Consider the following 15,356-nt stretch of genomic DNA (forward strand, 5'->3'; position numbering starts at 1 on the left):
GACCCAACGTCACCCGTACCGCGTCGGCGAGGGCGTTCAGGCCCCGCTCGAGGCCGCGGCGGGCCTCTTCGTCGTACGCAATTTGCTTGGCCATTGCGAAGTGATTCCTCCGGATTGGGGATGACACCGGGTGATCCCCATGTCGGGGCCACCCGTTACTTACGCTGGCCGGGCGCAGTGCCCGCGACGGACGACCAAAGCTGATCTCACCGTCCCGACCTAGCACTCACCAGTTGCGAGTGCCAACGTCATTCTTAGCACTCGCCCATGCCGAGTGCAAGGTCGCCCGGCGACGATGCAGCCCGCGGAGCGGGGTGAGGAGGAGCCGGGCAATCAGGGCAAGCCCGGCCGCTCAGGGCAGGTCGAGCAGCTGCTCGTAGAACCCGCCGAAGCCGCGGGCGCGATCGACCAAATGGATTTCCAGGATCCAGTGGCAAACGCGACCGCTTGGATCCCTTCGCCGCATCGGCTTGGCCGATCCGGGCATGATGTACCACTCGACGCCGGTACCGGCGATCTTCTTGTGCGGGAACTCCCCTAAGAGATGTCCGGCGATGGCGCTGCCCCACTCGAACCCCTCGGCGCGGGCCGCACCGACGACATGCTCAAACAACTCGGCTCCGGTGACGTCGGGGCGCCGGGCGAAATAGTCGCGCCCGGCCTGCCACACCCGCGGCAGCGCGTCGCAGACGGCCCTCTTCCGCAGATCATCACCCAGCACGAACGTGCGTCCGAAGTCGGCCTCCCACTCCTCGAAGATCGGCCCCAGGTCCAGGAATGCGATGTCGTCGGCGGCGATCACCCGGTCCGGTGGACGTTCCTTGAAGGGCTGCAACGTGTTTTCGCCGGCCCGCACGATCCGCCGGTGCCAGTGGCGCGTCACGCCGAACATGTCGGCGGCCAGGTCGCGGATCTCGTCGGACAGCTGCTGCTCTCCCACACCCGGGCGGATCATCGCGCGTCGCTCGATTTCGCCGAACAGTTGCGCCGCCTTGTCCTGCGCGTCGAGGAGCCGTCCCACTCGAACTTCTTCTCGAGCTTGTTCGCTGGCGGTCAACCCCTCCACGCCCGCGATGCTATAGCCGCGCCATCGCTTCGCGCGCAAACCGTCGACGACTACCTCGGTTACCCGCTCGGCCAACGCCGAGTTGTACGCCTCCATTGCCTGGCAGCCGACCAGGATCGACTTGACCTCGCGGACGCCGATGTCTTGGCGGGCGCTGCCCGCTTCCTGCGCAGCGCGAAGCAGCTCACCGAGCACGGCCAAGAATGCGTCCTCGGCATCAGGCGCGGCGCTGGCGATGTCGATGCCAAATCCGGCCAGCGCGTCGACCAGTCCGCGGTTCGTCGCGCCCCACTGCAACACGATGGAGCGCAGAAACGTGAAGAGCGCCTCGCCGGGGCCTGCGGACTTCAACAACTCGTATCCGTCGTTGACGAGGCGCTGCATCTGGTATTCGATGACCGCCTGGAACAGCGCCTCCTTCGTCGGGAAGTGGCGGTAAACGGTCCCGGCCCCGACTCCGGCGCGGCGGGCGATCTCGTCGATCGGCACCGACAAACCTTCGGCCGCAAAGGTTTCGTAGGCGACGTCCAGCACCCGGGCACGGTTGCGCGCCGCGTCGGCGCGCAAGGGTCGTGCGGGTTGCGCCATCTGTTCACCACCCAGTGTCGACTGATATTGCAAAACGGGGCGTGCGTTCCGTATAGTTGGATCAACCGGAGCGTTCGCCCCGTTTACTCTACAAGCTTAGGAGTTTTTCATGGCCAAGTGGACCGTCACGGACATTCCCGACCAGACGGGTCGGGTGGCCGTCATCACCGGAGCCAACACCGGCCTCGGCTACGAGACCGCCCTGGCGCTCGCCGACCACGGCGCCCACGTTGTGCTGGCGGTGCGCAATCTCGACAAGGGCAAGGACGCCGCCGCGCGGATCACCGCCAACAGCCCACATGCCGACGTCGCGGTGGCCGAGCTCGACCTGACGTCGCTGGAGTCGATCCGCGCCGCGGCGGACCAACTGCGGGCCGACCACGACCGCATCGACCTGCTGATCAACAACGCGGGCGTGATGTACACGCCGAAGTCAACCACCAAGGACGGCTTCGAGCTGCAGTTCGGCACCAACCATTTGGGCCACTTCGCATTCACCGGCCTGCTGCTGGACCGGCTCTTGCCCGTCGCGGGCTCACGGGTCGTGACGGTCAGCAGCATCGGCCACCGCATCCGCGCGGACATTCATTTCGACGATTTGCAGTGGGAACGCAGCTACAGCCGGGTGGGCGCCTACGGGCAGGCCAAGCTCGCCAACCTGCTGTTCACCTACGAGCTGCAGCGACGCCTTGCCCCGCGCGGCACGACGATTGCCGTGGCCGCCCATCCCGGGGGCTCGCGGACCGAGTTGACCCGCAACCTGCCCGGGTCCGTCGCAGCCGTTTCCGCCGTGATCGAACCGCTCTTCCAGGACGCCGCCATGGGCGCGCTGCCGACGCTGCGCGCCGCAACGGACCCGGGGGTGGCCGGCGGGCAATACTTCGGACCTGACGGCTTCGCCCAAACGCGGGGCTACCCGAAGGCGGTGAGGTCCAGCGGCAAGTCCCACGACAGAGACTTGCAGCGCCGGTTGTGGGCGGTCTCCGAGGAGCTCACCGGGGTGATGTATCCCGTCGGCTGACCGGCACGGCAGGGACCACACTGGAAATATGTCCCTCGTCGTCCCGCCCTACCCACCGCCCCGCTACACCAGAGACGAGCCGGAGGTAAGCGCCTGGCTCAAGCGAGCCGACTCGCCGCCTGACTACGACACCTACGGGGTCAAGTACCACTACCTGGCCGACCAACAGGGCACCGCCGGCGACTACGGCCTGTACCGAGTCGACATCGACCCGGCCGGCGGCGGACCGCCGGCGCACTTTCACCGTGCCCTGTCCGAGGCGTTCTTCGTGCTGTCCGGGACGATGAAGCTCTACGACGGCACCGAGTGGGCCGACGGCCATCAAGGCGACTTCCTCTACGTCCCGCCCGGCGGCATCCATGGTTTTCGTAACGAGGCGGCGGAACCGGCATCGATTTTGATGCTGTTCGCGCCCGGTGCACCGCGGGAGGCCTACTTCGAAGGTTTCGGCGCGCTGGCCGACATGACGGACGACGAACGCCGCGAGTGGTTCATCCGCCACGACAACTACTGGGTGCAATGATTCGCATTGGTCAGATGAAATTTCCTCTGCCGTAACCTTTTCGGCCATAGGGTGTGGCCGTGCTGGGGAAGAAGCGGGCTGCGGCCATGGCGCGGCAGAAAATTGAAATGGCGATGAGCGCCCCGGTTATGGCCGGGAAGCGGATCAGGCGCCCGAGACGCCGGGCTGCACCGAAATTTCGGCCGCGTTCGCCGGCACGAATCGCCTTGCGGGAGGTCGGCATGCGGGCGCCCGGCCATCTGCGCGGCGGGCGTGGATTGCGCACTCGGACCGGCGTGGGCCTACGTCGGCGAGCGCCTCAACAAGCTGTCAGGTCGCCGTCGACGTAGCGCTGCAGGTTGGGGCTGATCGCGGCGATCGCCTCGTCGTCTGACATCGATGCGATGGGCTCGATTTTCCAGACGTAGCGCATCAGCGCGAAGCCCATCATCTGTGACGAGATGAGCCCACAACGCACCAACCGGTCCCGTTCGTCGCTGCCGAGTTCGGAGACGCCCATCAGGCTGCCCTCGACGACGCGCCGCAGCTTCTCGCGGGTGGTCGGTTCGTGCGCGGCGGTCTGCAGGATGGCACGCAGCGTCGGCCCGATCTCGTCGTCGGCCCAGCTGGCCAGCAGCAACGTGATCAGGGCCGCGCCGAGCTGGTCGACGGGCGTCGTCCAGGCCTTAGCAACCCTTTCCAGCCATTTCTGCGGCGGGTTCGTCGCGGCGTCCAGCAGGCCTTCCTTCGATCCGAAGTAGTGGTAGACCAGCGCGGGGTCGACGTCGGCGCCCCGCGCGACCGCCCGGATGGTGGTTCCGGCCCAGCCGTGTTCGGCGAACTCGTCACGGGCGGCCGCCACGATCCGCGCGGCCAGCACCCCGCGTTCATCTCGCGGACCCGGAGCTATTGCTCTCTTAGCGACCTCAGTCATAAGTTTCATCATAGCGTGAATCTCCTCTTGCGGTGAGACTTTTTTCAACGTACCGTGAGACTCGTTCGGAATTTCAACGAAGCGTGAAAAATTGGAGGCACGCCATGAGCGCGACACCAAACCCCGATGTCCTCGTTGTCGGCGCCGGCCCGGTGGGCCTGGTCGCCGCCTGTGAACTGGCCCGCCACGGGATTCGCGTCCGGGTGATCGACAAGTTGACGCAACCCACCGACCAGTCCCGCGCCATCGCGGTACACGCCCGCAGCCTGGACATGTTCGACCGGATGGGCGTCGTCGACGAGATGGTGAGCACCGGGATCAAGGCCACCGCGATGCAGCTCTACGCCGGGCACAGCAAGCTGTTCCGCGTCCCGCTCGGCGGGGTCGACAGCGCGTTTCCGTTCACCCTGACCACGGTTCAGACCGAAACCGAGCGCGTGCTCGGCGAACACTTGGAGTCGCTCGGGATCACGGTCGAGCGTGGTGTCGAACTAGTCGGGCTGACCCAGGACGAGCAGGCCGTGCACGTGACCCTTCGGCGCGAAGACGGTTCGACCGAGCAGGTCAGCGCCCCCTGGGTGATCGGGGCCGACGGCGCGCACAGCACGGTGCGGAAACTGGTCGGCACCAAGCTCTCCGGCTCGTTCGTCGGCGAACGCTTCCTGCTCGGTGACGTCGACGCCGAGCACGCGCTCGACATGGACAGCATGCACACCTTCTTCGCCCCGGACGGGCCGGTCGTGGTGCTGCCAATGCGGGACGGCCGGATGCGCTTCCTCGCCGAGGTGCACGACGAACCCGGTACTCCGATGAACATGCATCCGACCCAGGACGAGCTGCAGGCGATCCTCGACCGGCGGATCGGCGGCATTCGAGTGGTGCACTCGCACTGGCTGACCAGTTTCGAGATCCACCACGCGCGGGTGCCGGCCTATCGGTGGGGCCGGGTCTTTTTGGCCGGCGACGCCGCCCACATCCACAGCCCGGCCGGCGGCCAGGGCATGAACACCTGCATGCAGGACGCGTTCAACGTGGCCTGGAAGCTGGCGGCGGTGATCAGTGGCCAGGCCGGCGAGACACTGCTCGACAGCTATGAGGCCGAGCGGATCCCGGTCGCCGACGGTGTCATCGCGTTCACCGACCGGCTCACCAGGGCCGGCACGCTGTCCGGTGTGCCGCGCCGGATCCGCGACGTGGTGATTCGAGTCCTGTCGCGCATCCCCGCGGCGCGACGATTCATGGCCGAGACCGCCGAAGAGGTCAACGTCAACTACCGCAACAGCCCGATCGCCGTGGGTCGGCGCCCGAGGCCCGCCAAAGTGGCTGCCGGCGAACATCTTCCGCATGTGGTCGACGCGGCGGTACAGAAGCAACTCGCCGCGGTGTGCGGCGTGCAGAACACCGGTCACGTCGTCCTCACCGTCGCGTCCGGGCAACCAGCCCCGGCCGCAGGGGAAGGTCAGGTCCGAGTGCTGGTGACGGCAGACAACATCCCGGTCGCCGGGTACGACACCGTCATCGCCGACCCGAAAGGCTTTGTGGGACAGCGATTCGGACTCAAGAACGGTGGGCGCGTCGTGATCCGCCCGGACGGCTACATCGGCGCCGTCGCCTCCCTCGACGACACGACAACGGTCGCCGACTACTTCACCAAGGTCAGGAGCTGAACACCATGTACACCTACGACGTCTCCGCCGCGGACATGTTCGAGGACCGCACCCGCCAGTTCGAGAAGTTCGGGATCCCGCTCGAAGACATCGAGCGGGTTGCGGCGGCAACCACCGATATGTGGGCCGACGCCCGGGGTGACCACCCTGGCCTTCGACCACCCCGGCACCGGTGAAACCTCGAGACCGCTCGACGAGCACGCCGACGAGGTGATCCGCGGAATCGCCGACTACGCCCGGTCACTCGGCGACGGCAGGGTCGCTCACTTCGGCGCCTCGTTCGGCGAGAACTTCTCGGCGATGTCGGGACTGGCAGGGATCGTTGACGCCGCCGTCGATCTCGGCGGTCCGGTCGTCGACTCGTTTGACCCTGGGCACGTGAAGAACCTGCCCTACGGCATGCACGACATCGTCGGCAATGCCATGCACTGGGACCACTCGCCCACCCTAGACGAGCTCAGCGCCGGTCTCGGGCAGCTGAACCGGCGGGATCTGCTTGCCCGGCAATGCAATTCGAAGATGCTGGTCGTCAACGGCGCCGACGATTACTTCATCCCGCAGTCGGACACCCTGGTCTTTCGGGGCCGCCCGAACACCGAGGTGCACCTGATCGAGGGCACCGGGCATGTCGCGATGAGCAAGGCCCCCGAGGTGGTGCCGATGATCATCGGCTGGCTGCGCACCCAGTTCGCCGGCAACTAAGGAAGCAGCTCGTAGTCGCCGTCGACCATGCTGCGGGTCCGTTCGAAGAATGTCCGCCCGCTGTAGGGCAGTTGGGTGACGACCTTGCCGCTGGGATGGCGAAAGTAGTTGGTACACGCGAGCCAGACCTTGCCTTCCATGGCCGCCTGGATCTCGTCGTTGTAGCGTCGCTGCGCGTCGGCAGTCACCTCGATCGTGTGTGCTCCGCGGTCACCCATCACGTCGAGGATGTGGCGGATGAATGTCGTCTGCGCCTCGTGGATAAAGATGATCGAGTTGACGCCGTTCGTGTTGGGGCCGTACAGCGTGAAGAAGTTCGGATACCCGGCCACCAGCGTGCCCAGGTACGCCTCGGCGCCGTTGCTCCATTCATCCCTGAGGCGACGGCCCCCGGTTCCGTACACGTCGATGCTGGCCAGATAGTCGGCGGCGGTGAACCCGGTGCCGTAAATGATGGTGTCGACGCGGTGTTCGACGCCGTCGACGGTGCGCACTCCCCGTTCGGTCAGTTCGGCGATCGCGGTCGTTTCCAGCCTGACGTTGGGCAGCGCGAAGGTGGGGTACCAGTCGCGTGACATCAGCGGCCGCTTGCAGCCGGCCGGATAGTCCGGCGTCAGCTTCGCCCGCAACTCGGGGTCGGCCACCTTGCGCATCAGGTAACTGCGGGCCAGCTCGGTCGCATCGCGGGTCTGCGCGTGGTCAACGTCGAAGCTGGCCGACTCGTAGGCGTCAAAGGCTTCGTCGCGCAGCTTTTGCGCCGTCGCCGGGTCGCGTTCGAACAGCTCGTGCTGCTCGGGCGTGAACGGGAAGTCGAACCGGGGCGCGATCCAGATCGGGGTCCGCTGGAACACCGTGAGATGCGCGGTGTTTCGCGCGATCGCGGGCACGTATTGGATCGCGCTGGCGCCCGTGCCGATGGACGCCACCCGCTCTCCGGCCGTCGACTTGCTGTGATCCCAGCGCGCCGAATGGAACCGGCGGCCCCGAAACCGCTCCGACCCCGGAATGTCCGGGATGTGGGGTACGTCGAGCATTCCGACGGCGCTGACCACGACGTCGAAGTCGTGCTGGCCGCCACGGTCGGTGGTCAGCGTCCAGCGCCGCCGATCCCCTGACCACCGCGCCGTGCTGATCGCGGTGTCGGGCCGCAGGTGTGGACCCAACCCGTGGTCGGTGGCCACCTTCTCGAGGTAGTCCAGGATCTCGGGCTGGTTCGCGTAGGTCTTGCTCCACCGCGGGTTGGGCGCGAAGGAATACGAGTACAGATGCGACGGGACGTCGCAGGCCGCGCCCGGGAAGGTGTTGTGCCGCCAGGTCCCGCCGAATCCGTCGGCTCGGTCGAAGATGGTGAAGTCGTATCCACCCTCGGCGAGCTGGATTCCCATCGCGATCCCCCCGGCGCCCGCGCCGATGATGCCGATACTCGGCTTCACTCCCATTGCGCGAAGTAGGGTCGCTCGGGCCGGCTCTTTTCCACCAGGATGAACACCACGCCCCACGGATCGACGAACCAGGTCGTGCGAACTCGCGCGACGTCCGCGATTCCGCTGACGAGGAAGCGGACTCCCTTGCTCTCGAGTTCTGCCCTCGTGGCCTCGATGTCCTCACAAATCAGGCCGACGTGCGACAGCCCCTGGACGGTCACGTCGGTCAGGGCAGCAGCGGTTCGCTGGTCACCGCCTTCAACGTTGAGGTACTCGATCACCTCGAGCACCCGGTCGCCGCCGTCTGGCAATCCGACGATGGCCGCCTTCATGGTGGGGTCGGACACCAGCTCACCCATGTCGTCGCGAATGGCGTTACCGCTCATGACATACGGCGGCGAGAGCACACGCAGGCCCAATACGTCTCGGTAGAACGCCACCGCGGCCTCACAATCGGGAACGCACACACCGGTGTGGGCCAACCCGGTAATCACGTTCTCAACCTTACTGCGCCGTCGCCAGCCCAGCGGCAGCCGATCCGGATGAGTATGTTTTGGGCCATGGCTGCAGCCGACGTAAACCGCAAATGGTCGGAGGCCGACGTGCCGGACCAGAGCGGCCGCGTCGTGGTCGTCACCGGTGCCAACACCGGCATCGGGTACCAGACGGCCGCCGCCCTGGCCTACCGCGGTGCCCACGTCGTGCTCGCGGTGCGCAACCTCGAAAAGGGCAATGCCGCGCTGTCTCGCATCGTCGCCGCCAGCCCGCGCGCCGACGTCACACTGCAGGCCCTCGACCTGAACTCGCTCGACTCGGTGCGCTCCGCCGCCGACGCGCTGCGCACGGCCTACCCGCGCATCGACTTGCTGATCAACAACGCCGGCGTGATGTGGACCCCTAAGCAGGTCACCAAGGACGGCTTCGAGCTGCAGTTCGGCACCAACCATCTCGGCCATTTCGCGCTGACCGGGCTGCTATTCGACCGCCTGCTGCGGGTGCGCGGCTCGCGATTGGTGACCGTCAGCAGCCTCGGCCACCGGCTCCGGGCCTCAATCCACTTCGATGACCTGCAGTGGGAACACCGATACGACCGGATCGCCGCCTACGGACAGTCCAAACTGGCCAACCTGCTGTTCACCTACGAGCTGCAGCGCCGGCTCGCCGCTGCCGACGCAACGACCATTGCCGTGGCCGCGCATCCCGGGGGCTCCAACACAGAGCTGGCCCGCAACCTGCCCGCGGTGTTCCGCCCCGTCAGTGCCGTGCTTGGGCCGGTGTTGTTCCAGAGCGCGGCGATGGGCGCGCTGCCCACGCTGCGGGCCGCCACCGATCCGGCCGTCCAGGGCGGGCAGTACTACGGCCCGGACGGCTTCCTCGAGCAGCGTGGCCATCCGAAGATCGTCCAGTCCAGCGCGCAGTCCCACGACGAGGAGCTGCAGCGTCGGCTGTGGGCCGTCTCCGAAGAACTCACCGGCGTCAGCTTCGGAGTCTGACGGGCCGATAATGGCCCCGTGCGGTCTGTCGAGGAACATCAGCGCGTCGTAACGGAAATGATCCGCGCCCGCCCGGCGGTCACGATCGCGCTGACGGAGGCCCAGGGTCTCGTCCTGGCCGACGACGTGGTCGCGCGGCTGGCGTTGCCGGTGTTCGACAACTCCGCGATGGATGGCTACGCGGTGCGCGCCGAGGACGCATCCGGCGCGACACCCGAACACCCGGTGGTGCTGCCGGTCGCCGAGGACATCCCGGCCGGACGCACCGACGAATTGAGGCTGCGACCCGGCACCGCCCACCGCATCATGACCGGCGCGCCGGTGCCGGCCGGGGCGACGGCGATCGTCCCGGTCGAAGACACCGACGGCGGCGTGGACTCCGTGACAATCCGGAAGCCCCGCCCGCCCGGCGCGCACATCCGGCGAGCCGGCGAGGACGTCGCTTTCGGCACCACGGTCCTGCGCAAGGGCCAGGTCGTGACACCGGCGGTGCTCGGCCTGGCCGCGGCGCTGGGAATGGCCGAGCTGACGGTGATCCCACGCCAACGGGTGCTGGTGTTGTCCACCGGTTCGGAGCTGGTGGCGCCGGGCATCCCGCTGCGGCCGGGGCAGATCTACGAGTCCAACTCGATCATGCTGGCCGGGGCCGTCCGCGAGGCCGGCGCGGAGGTGATGGCCGTCGCGACCGCAGAAGACGATGTCGCGCAGTTCAGCTCGATCCTCGACCGATACGCGGCCGACTGCGACCTGATCATCACCAGCGGTGGAGTCAGCGCCGGCGCCTACGAGGTCGTCAAGGACGCCTTCGGCCGTGACGGCGATCAAGGGGTGGAATTCGTCAAGGTGGCAATGCAGCCGGGGATGCCGCAGGGCATCGGACGCGTGGCCGGCGCGACGATCGTCACGCTGCCCGGCAACCCGGTCAGCGCGCTGGTGTCGTTCGAGGTGTTCATCCGTCCCGCGCTGCGGATGGCCATGGGCCTGCCCGATCCCGAGCGGCCGCACCGCCCGGCGGTCCTCGCAGAATCGCTGACCTCCCCGCGCGGCAAACGTCAGTTCCGTCGCGCGATACTCGACCGCGAAGCCGGCAGCGTCATCAGTTACGGCCCACCGGCGTCACATCATTTGCGGTGGCTGGCGTCGGCGAACGGGCTGTTGGACATCCCGGAAGATGTCGTGGAGGTGGCCGCCGGGACCCAGCTGCAGGTCTGGGATCTGACGTAACCGGCCAGATTGACCAGGACTGACCAGGATCGACCAGGATCGGCTCTGGCACGGCAGTGGCCCCGGCTCCGTAAGATAGCCGGGTGGCACGACGCCCCCCTAGCCCTTCTTCTCAGGAAGGCCCCAGACACGTGCTGGAGTTGGTCCGCTCAACCGTGCCGCCGGTTCACCCCGCCGGGGTGCCGTTCATCGCCGCCGGTCTGGTCGTGGCCGCTGCCGGGCACCACTACCGATGGCTGCGCCGGGCAGGGCTGCTGACGGCGGGTGCCTGCGCTGCGTTCTTCCGTCACCCCCCGCGGGTGCCACCCACTCGGCCCGGCGCCATCGTCGCACCCGCCGACGGCGTGATCTGCGTGATCGACTCGGAGGCCCCGCCCGCCGAACTCGGCATGGGCGAGGTGCCGTTGCCCCGGATCAGCATCTTCCTGTCGCTGTTGGACGCCCACGTGCAGCGCGCCCCGGTGAGCGGCGAGGTGATCGCCGTGCAACACCGGCCCGGCCGCTTCGGGTCAGCCGATCTGGCCTCCGCAAGCACCGAGAACGAGCGCACCAGTCTGCGCATCCGGACCGACACCGGTGCCGACGTCGTGGCCGTGCAGATCGCAGGACTGCTGGCGCGGCGCATCATCTGCGACGCGCGCGTCGGGGACAAGCTGTCGATCGGTGACACCTACGGCTTGATCCGGTTCGGCTCCCGGCTGGACACCTACCTTCCGCCGGGCGCGGAACCGCTCGTGAAGGTGGGCCAGCGCGCGGTCGCCGGCGAGACCGTGCTGGCCGAACTCCCATGATCAGCAGGCCCCGCGGCAGGCGAGCGGTGAACCTACAGATCCTGCCCAGCGCCATGACGGTGCTGTCCATCTGCGCCGGCTTGACCGCGATCAGGTTCGCCCTCGAGCATCAGCCGAAGGCCGCGATGGCGCTGATCGCCGCGGCCGCGATCCTGGACGGACTGGATGGCCGGGTGGCCCGCATCCTGGACGCCCAGTCACGAATGGGCGCGGAAATCGACTCGCTGGCCGACGCGGTGAACTTCGGGGTGACACCCGCGATCGTGCTCTACGTGACGATGCTGTCCAAGTCGCCGGTCGGATGGATCGTGGTGCTGCTGTACGCGGTATGCGTCGTGTTGCGGCTGGCGAGGTACAACGCGCTGCAAGACGACGGGACCCAGCCGGCCTACACGCACGAATTCTTCGTCGGGATGCCCGCGCCGGCGGGCGCGGTCTCGATGATCGGCCTGATCGGGCTCAAACTGCAGTTCGGCGAGGGCTGGTGGACGTCGACCGTGTTCCTGAGCATCTGGGTCGCAGGGACGTCGATGCTGTTGGTCAGCAAGATCCCGATGAGGAAGATGCACGCCGTGGCCGTCCCGCCGAACTGGGCGGTCCCGCTGCTGGCGGTGCTGACGATCTGCGCTGCGGCCGCAGTGCTGAGGCCCTACCTGTTGATCTGGGTGATCATCGTCGCCTACCTGTGCCACGTCCCGTTCGCGGTGCGCAACCAACGCTGGCTCGCGAAACACCCCGAGGCGTGGGGCGACAAACCCGGGCAACGGCGCGCCGCGCGGCGCGCGTACCGCCGGGCACAGCCGCACCGCCGGTCGGTGGCGCGGCTGGGGTTGCGCAAGCCGAGCGGGCGCTTGCGATGATGCCCGGCTCCGTCGCGGGCCAGCTCACCCTGACCGCCCGGCTGAACACCTCCGCCGTCGACTCGCGCCGTGGCGTCATCCGCTTGCATCCGAATGCCGTTGCGGCCCTTGGCATCCGGGAGTGGGACGCGGTGTCGCTGACCGGGTCGCGGACCACGGCGGCGGTCGCGGGCCTGGCCGGCACGGACACCCCCGTCGGCACCGTGCTGCTCGACGACGTGACGCTGTCCAACGCCGGCCTGCGGGAGGGCGCCGCGGTGATCGTCAGTACGGTCAGCGTCTACGGCGCGCGGTCGGTGACGCTGAGTGGCTCGTCAATGGCCACCCAGTCGATTACGCCGGTCACCCTGCGACAAGCCTTGCTGGGGAAGGTGATGACCGTCGGCGACGCCGTGTCGCTGCTCCCCCGCGACCTGGGCCCCGGTACCTCGACGTCGCCGGCTACCCGTGCGCTGGCGACCTCGGTCGGAATCAGCTGGACCTCGGAGCTGTTGACCGTCACCGGCGTCGAGCCCGAGGGACCGGTCAGCGTGCAGCCGAACTCGCTGGTCACCTGGGGCACCGGCGTCCCGGCCGGCATGGGGACGTCCCATGAACGGCTGAGCACCGGGACCCCGGAGATCCTTGTCGAGGAGCTCAAGGGCTCGCAGCCGCAGGCCGCCAAGCTCGCCGAATGGCTCAAACTCTCGCTCGACGAACCGCACCTGCTGAAGACGTTGGGCGCCGCTACCCACCTCGGTGTGCTGGTGTCGGGTCCGGCCGGCGTGGGCAAGGTGACACTGGTGCGCGCGGTGTGCGACGGACGCAGGCTGGTGGAACTGGACGGGCCGGAGGTCGGCGCACTGGCCGCCGAGGACCGGCTGAAAACCGTGGCTGCGGCTGCGAAGAAGGTTCGCGACTGTGGCGGCGTGCTGTTGATCGCCGATGTCGACGCCCTGCTGCCGGCCACCGCCGAGCCGGTGGCCGCCCTGATCCTGGGCGAGCTGCGCACCGCCATCGCCACCGAGGGCGTCGCATTGATCGCCACCTCGGCCCGACCGGACCAGCTCGACGCCCGGCTGCGCGCGCCCGACCTGTGCGACCGGGAACTGAGCCTGCCGCTGCCCGACGCGGCCACCCGCAAGGCGCTGCTGGAGGCGCTGCTCAAACCGGTGCCCACAGGCGACCTCAACCTCGACGAGATTGCCAGCCGCACACCGGGTTTCGTCGTTGCCGACCTCGCCGCGCTAATTCGCGAAGCGGCGCTGCGGGCGGCGTCTCGGGCCAGCACCGACGCCCAGCCGCCCAAGCTGCATCAAGACGATCTGGTCGGCGCGCTGACGGTTATCCGGCCGCTGTCCCGCTCGGCCAGTGCAGAGGTGAGCGTCGGCAACGTCACGCTTAACGACATCGGTGACATGGCCGAGGCCAGACAGGCGTTGACCGAAGCGGTGTTGTGGCCGTTGCAGCATCCCGACACGTTCGCCCGGCTGGGTGTCGATCCGCCGCGCGGGGTGCTGCTGTACGGCCCGCCCGGCTGCGGCAAAACCTTCGTCGTCCGCGCACTGGCCAGCACCGGTCAGCTGAGCGTGCACGCCGTCAAAGGCTCCGAGCTGATGGACAAGTGGGTCGGCTCTTCGGAGAAGGCCGTCCGTGAATTGTTTCAGCGGGCCCGGGACTCCGCCCCGTCGCTGATCTTCCTCGACGAGGTGGACGCGCTGGCACCGCGTCGCGGTCAGAGCTTCGACTCGGGCGTTACCGATCGCGTGGTGGCCGCGCTGCTGACCGAGCTCGACGGCGTCAACCCATTGCGCGACGTCGTGGTCTTGGGCGCCACCAACCGACCCGATCTGATCGACTCCGCGCTGCTGCGCCCGGGGCGGCTGGAGCGGCTCGTGTTCGTCGAACCGCCCGACGCCGACGCCCGCCGCGAAATCCTGCGCACCGCCGGGAAATCGATCCCGCTGAGCGCCGACGTCGATCTCGACGACCTGGCCGCCGGGCTCGACGGCTACAGCGCCGCCGACTGCGTGGCACTGCTGCGGGAGGCCGCGCTCACCGCGATGCGGCGCTCCATCGACGCCACCGACGTGACGGCCGCCGACCTCGCGGCGGCACGCAAAACCGTGCGCCCCTCGCTGGATCCGCTGCAGGTGGAGTCTTTACGCGCGTTCGCCAAAGCTCTTTAGCACTGCCCGCGCCGACGCCGCGACATCTGCTTCCAGCCAATCCGGTATCGGATCGTCGCGGGCGTGGCGGCGCACCACGGCGTAGGGAAGGTCGGCCACCGCCCTGCTCACCGCGTCGAGTGCGCGCGGATCGCTGCTGCCGTAGAGCCCCTCGGCCAACTCGCGCACCCGCTCAATCAGCGGTGCGTTCATCGCGGCAAGTGTGTCCCGGAATGCCGCATCGGGCTCGCCGTCCAATAGGTCACCGGGCCGGATCGTCAGCAACAGCCGCGCATCGGCGGGTAACTCACGTGCGAAGCCGATGGCGGCCACGGCCATCGCGACGGCGCATTCCGCAGCCGTATCCGCTTCGGCGGTCAAGGCCCGAGCCTGGAAACGTTCCAGTGCGCGAAGCCACGCGGCCGCCAGGATGCCGTCACGACTGCCAAAGCGGTGATACAGGGTGCCGGCCGGCGCACCGCTCGCTTTCGCGATCGCTGCCACGCTGGCCGCGCGCGGTCCCCCGTCGAGCACCAGCGTCCTGGCTGCGTCGAGGATCACATCGGTTCCGTGCTTCCGCGGTGGCGCCATGATCTAGTACATTCCTTCTATATGGAACGATTACTCTATATCGATGAGCATGCCATAACGGTCGCGGCGAATCGCGAAGACACGTGGTCCGCGCTGCTGCGGGTGATGTGCCGCGACCCGCACGACCCGACGACCGTGCCGATCGGCTTCGTCCAGGACGAAGCGCGACGACCGGTGCGGTTCGCAATGAAAGGCCGCCACTTGTTCGCGGCCTATCGGCTGGAGTTCGAATTGGATTCCGAGCGCGGCGATCCGCCCCGCACACGCGTTCGCGCACTCACGCGGGCCGCCTTCCCGGGTGTACACGGCGGGGTCTATCGCGCACTGGTCATCGGAACCGGCGCAC

At 68.0% G+C, this 15,356-nt stretch carries 17 protein-coding genes and 2 pseudogenes; 11 read left to right on the top strand and 8 right to left on the bottom strand.

Features of this window, described 5'->3' with window-relative positions:
- The 3 genes and pseudogenes from ACLP4W_RS30730 to ACLP4W_RS30740 all read right to left on the bottom strand — a co-directional run.
- A partial coding sequence (locus tag ACLP4W_RS30730) for a hypothetical protein (protein ID WP_442391481.1) occupies nt 1-94 on the bottom strand: 94 nt, incomplete at its 3' end.
- Nucleotides 95-352: 258 nt separating this feature from the next.
- Entirely contained in the window at nt 353-1,057 is a 705-nt protein-coding gene (locus ACLP4W_RS30735; RefSeq protein WP_442391483.1) for a M24 family metallopeptidase, read from the bottom strand.
- A 33-nt stretch (nt 1,058-1,090) separates the two neighbouring features.
- Nucleotides 1,091-1,654 (bottom strand): annotated as a pseudogene (locus ACLP4W_RS30740) (TetR/AcrR family transcriptional regulator); the annotation flags it as partial.
- 109 nt (nt 1,655-1,763) lie between these two features.
- Here ACLP4W_RS30740 and ACLP4W_RS30745 point away from each other — a divergent pair.
- Nucleotides 1,764-2,675: an SDR family NAD(P)-dependent oxidoreductase gene (locus tag ACLP4W_RS30745; protein WP_442391452.1), complete on the top strand. Its 912-nt coding sequence runs from the start codon at nt 1,764-1,766 to the stop codon at nt 2,673-2,675.
- Nucleotides 2,676-2,703: 28 nt separating this feature from the next.
- The gene (locus ACLP4W_RS30750) at nt 2,704-3,198 is read left to right on the top strand and encodes a cupin domain-containing protein (protein ID WP_442391454.1); all 495 of its coding nucleotides are present in this window, start codon (nt 2,704-2,706) and stop codon (nt 3,196-3,198) included.
- Nucleotides 3,199-3,208: 10 nt separating this feature from the next.
- Here ACLP4W_RS30750 and ACLP4W_RS30755 read toward each other — a convergent pair whose 3' ends face one another.
- Together ACLP4W_RS30755 and ACLP4W_RS30760 are read right to left on the bottom strand one after the other, a co-directional pair.
- Complete coding sequence (locus tag ACLP4W_RS30755) at nt 3,209-3,421, bottom strand: hypothetical protein (RefSeq protein ID WP_442391456.1); 213 nt, start codon at nt 3,419-3,421, stop codon at nt 3,209-3,211.
- Between the two features lie 75 nt (nt 3,422-3,496).
- Nucleotides 3,497-4,111 (bottom strand): TetR/AcrR family transcriptional regulator, encoded by a 615-nt coding sequence (locus ACLP4W_RS30760; RefSeq protein ID WP_442391458.1) that lies wholly within the window; start codon nt 4,109-4,111, stop codon nt 3,497-3,499.
- 104 nt (nt 4,112-4,215) lie between these two features.
- Here ACLP4W_RS30760 and ACLP4W_RS30765 point away from each other — a divergent pair, with 104 nt between their 5' ends.
- The 3 genes from ACLP4W_RS30765 to ACLP4W_RS30775 are packed head-to-tail and all read left to right on the top strand — an operon-like array spanning nt 4,216 to nt 6,480.
- Nucleotides 4,216-5,778, top strand: coding sequence for an FAD-dependent monooxygenase (locus ACLP4W_RS30765; protein WP_442391460.1), 1,563 nt, complete (start codon nt 4,216-4,218; stop codon nt 5,776-5,778).
- Nucleotides 5,779-5,783: 5 nt separating this feature from the next.
- Nucleotides 5,784-5,954 carry a hypothetical protein gene (locus tag ACLP4W_RS30770; protein WP_442391462.1) on the top strand — a complete coding sequence of 57 codons (171 nt, stop codon included), beginning with the start codon at nt 5,784-5,786 and terminating at the stop codon, nt 5,952-5,954.
- Nucleotides 5,917-6,480, top strand: coding sequence for an alpha/beta fold hydrolase (locus tag ACLP4W_RS30775; RefSeq protein ID WP_442391464.1), 564 nt, complete (start codon nt 5,917-5,919; stop codon nt 6,478-6,480). The genes ACLP4W_RS30770 and ACLP4W_RS30775 overlap by 38 nt, the downstream gene beginning before the upstream one ends.
- Here ACLP4W_RS30775 and ACLP4W_RS30780 read toward each other — a convergent pair.
- Together ACLP4W_RS30780 and ACLP4W_RS30785 are read right to left on the bottom strand one after the other, a co-directional pair.
- A complete protein-coding gene (locus tag ACLP4W_RS30780; RefSeq protein WP_442391466.1) occupies nt 6,477-7,919 on the bottom strand; it encodes a flavin-containing monooxygenase in 1,443 nt (480 codons plus the stop codon). The genes ACLP4W_RS30775 and ACLP4W_RS30780 overlap by 4 nt on opposite strands.
- Nucleotides 7,910-8,398 (bottom strand): VOC family protein, encoded by a 489-nt coding sequence (locus ACLP4W_RS30785; RefSeq protein ID WP_442391468.1) that lies wholly within the window; start codon nt 8,396-8,398, stop codon nt 7,910-7,912. The genes ACLP4W_RS30780 and ACLP4W_RS30785 overlap by 10 nt, the downstream gene beginning before the upstream one ends.
- Before the next feature lie 66 nt (nt 8,399-8,464).
- Between ACLP4W_RS30785 and ACLP4W_RS30790 the strand changes: the two genes are divergently transcribed.
- From ACLP4W_RS30790 to ACLP4W_RS30810, 5 genes are all read left to right on the top strand, one after another.
- The gene (locus tag ACLP4W_RS30790) at nt 8,465-9,397 is read left to right on the top strand and encodes an SDR family NAD(P)-dependent oxidoreductase (protein WP_442391469.1); all 933 of its coding nucleotides are present in this window, start codon (nt 8,465-8,467) and stop codon (nt 9,395-9,397) included.
- Between the two features lie 18 nt (nt 9,398-9,415).
- On the top strand, nt 9,416-10,621 hold the full coding sequence (gene moeA, locus ACLP4W_RS30795; RefSeq protein ID WP_442391471.1) for a molybdopterin molybdotransferase MoeA: 1,206 nt from the start codon (nt 9,416-9,418) through the stop codon (nt 10,619-10,621).
- An 83-nt stretch (nt 10,622-10,704) separates the two neighbouring features.
- Nucleotides 10,705-11,412 carry a phosphatidylserine decarboxylase gene (locus tag ACLP4W_RS30800; protein ID WP_442391473.1) on the top strand — a complete coding sequence of 236 codons (708 nt, stop codon included), beginning with the start codon at nt 10,705-10,707 and terminating at the stop codon, nt 11,410-11,412.
- A complete protein-coding gene (pssA, locus tag ACLP4W_RS30805) occupies nt 11,409-12,272 on the top strand; it encodes a CDP-diacylglycerol--serine O-phosphatidyltransferase (protein WP_442391475.1) in 864 nt (287 codons plus the stop codon). The genes ACLP4W_RS30800 and pssA overlap by 4 nt, the downstream gene beginning before the upstream one ends.
- The gene (locus tag ACLP4W_RS30810) at nt 12,269-14,440 is read left to right on the top strand and encodes an AAA family ATPase (protein WP_442391477.1); all 2,172 of its coding nucleotides are present in this window, start codon (nt 12,269-12,271) and stop codon (nt 14,438-14,440) included. The genes pssA and ACLP4W_RS30810 overlap by 4 nt, the downstream gene beginning before the upstream one ends.
- Here the strand turns inward: ACLP4W_RS30810 and ACLP4W_RS30815 are convergent.
- Nucleotides 14,414-15,010 carry a TetR/AcrR family transcriptional regulator gene (locus tag ACLP4W_RS30815; protein WP_442391479.1) on the bottom strand — a complete coding sequence of 199 codons (597 nt, stop codon included), beginning with the start codon at nt 15,008-15,010 and terminating at the stop codon, nt 14,414-14,416. The two genes, ACLP4W_RS30810 and ACLP4W_RS30815, sit on opposite strands and share 27 nt — an antisense overlap.
- 21 nt (nt 15,011-15,031) lie before the next feature.
- Here ACLP4W_RS30815 and ACLP4W_RS30820 point away from each other — a divergent pair.
- A pseudogene (locus ACLP4W_RS30820) lies at nt 15,032-15,356 on the top strand (hypothetical protein); the annotation flags it as partial.

Source organism: Mycobacterium sp. (assembly GCF_052145595.1).
Taxonomy (GTDB): domain Bacteria; phylum Actinomycetota; class Actinomycetes; order Mycobacteriales; family Mycobacteriaceae; genus Mycobacterium.

Excerpts from the sequence above, each read along its gene's own strand:
- ACLP4W_RS30755 (WP_442391456.1), bottom strand. The coding sequence starts at position 3,421 with ATGCCGACCTCCCGCAAGGCGATTCGTGCCGGCGAACGCGGCCGAAAT.
- ACLP4W_RS30790 (WP_442391469.1), top strand. The coding sequence starts at position 8,465 with ATGGCTGCAGCCGACGTAAACCGCAAATGGTCGGAGGCCGACGTGCCG.
- ACLP4W_RS30810 (WP_442391477.1), top strand. The coding sequence starts at position 12,269 with ATGATGCCCGGCTCCGTCGCGGGCCAGCTCACCCTGACCGCCCGGCTG.
- ACLP4W_RS30765 (WP_442391460.1), top strand. The coding sequence starts at position 4,216 with ATGAGCGCGACACCAAACCCCGATGTCCTCGTTGTCGGCGCCGGCCCG.
- ACLP4W_RS30760 (WP_442391458.1), bottom strand. The coding sequence starts at position 4,111 with ATGACTGAGGTCGCTAAGAGAGCAATAGCTCCGGGTCCGCGAGATGAA.
- ACLP4W_RS30770 (WP_442391462.1), top strand. The coding sequence starts at position 5,784 with ATGTACACCTACGACGTCTCCGCCGCGGACATGTTCGAGGACCGCACC.
- ACLP4W_RS30780 (WP_442391466.1), bottom strand. The coding sequence starts at position 7,919 with ATGGGAGTGAAGCCGAGTATCGGCATCATCGGCGCGGGCGCCGGGGGG.
- ACLP4W_RS30745 (WP_442391452.1), top strand. The coding sequence starts at position 1,764 with ATGGCCAAGTGGACCGTCACGGACATTCCCGACCAGACGGGTCGGGTG.
- pssA (WP_442391475.1), top strand. The coding sequence starts at position 11,409 with ATGATCAGCAGGCCCCGCGGCAGGCGAGCGGTGAACCTACAGATCCTG.
- ACLP4W_RS30750 (WP_442391454.1), top strand. The coding sequence starts at position 2,704 with ATGTCCCTCGTCGTCCCGCCCTACCCACCGCCCCGCTACACCAGAGAC.
- ACLP4W_RS30815 (WP_442391479.1), bottom strand. The coding sequence starts at position 15,010 with ATGGCGCCACCGCGGAAGCACGGAACCGATGTGATCCTCGACGCAGCC.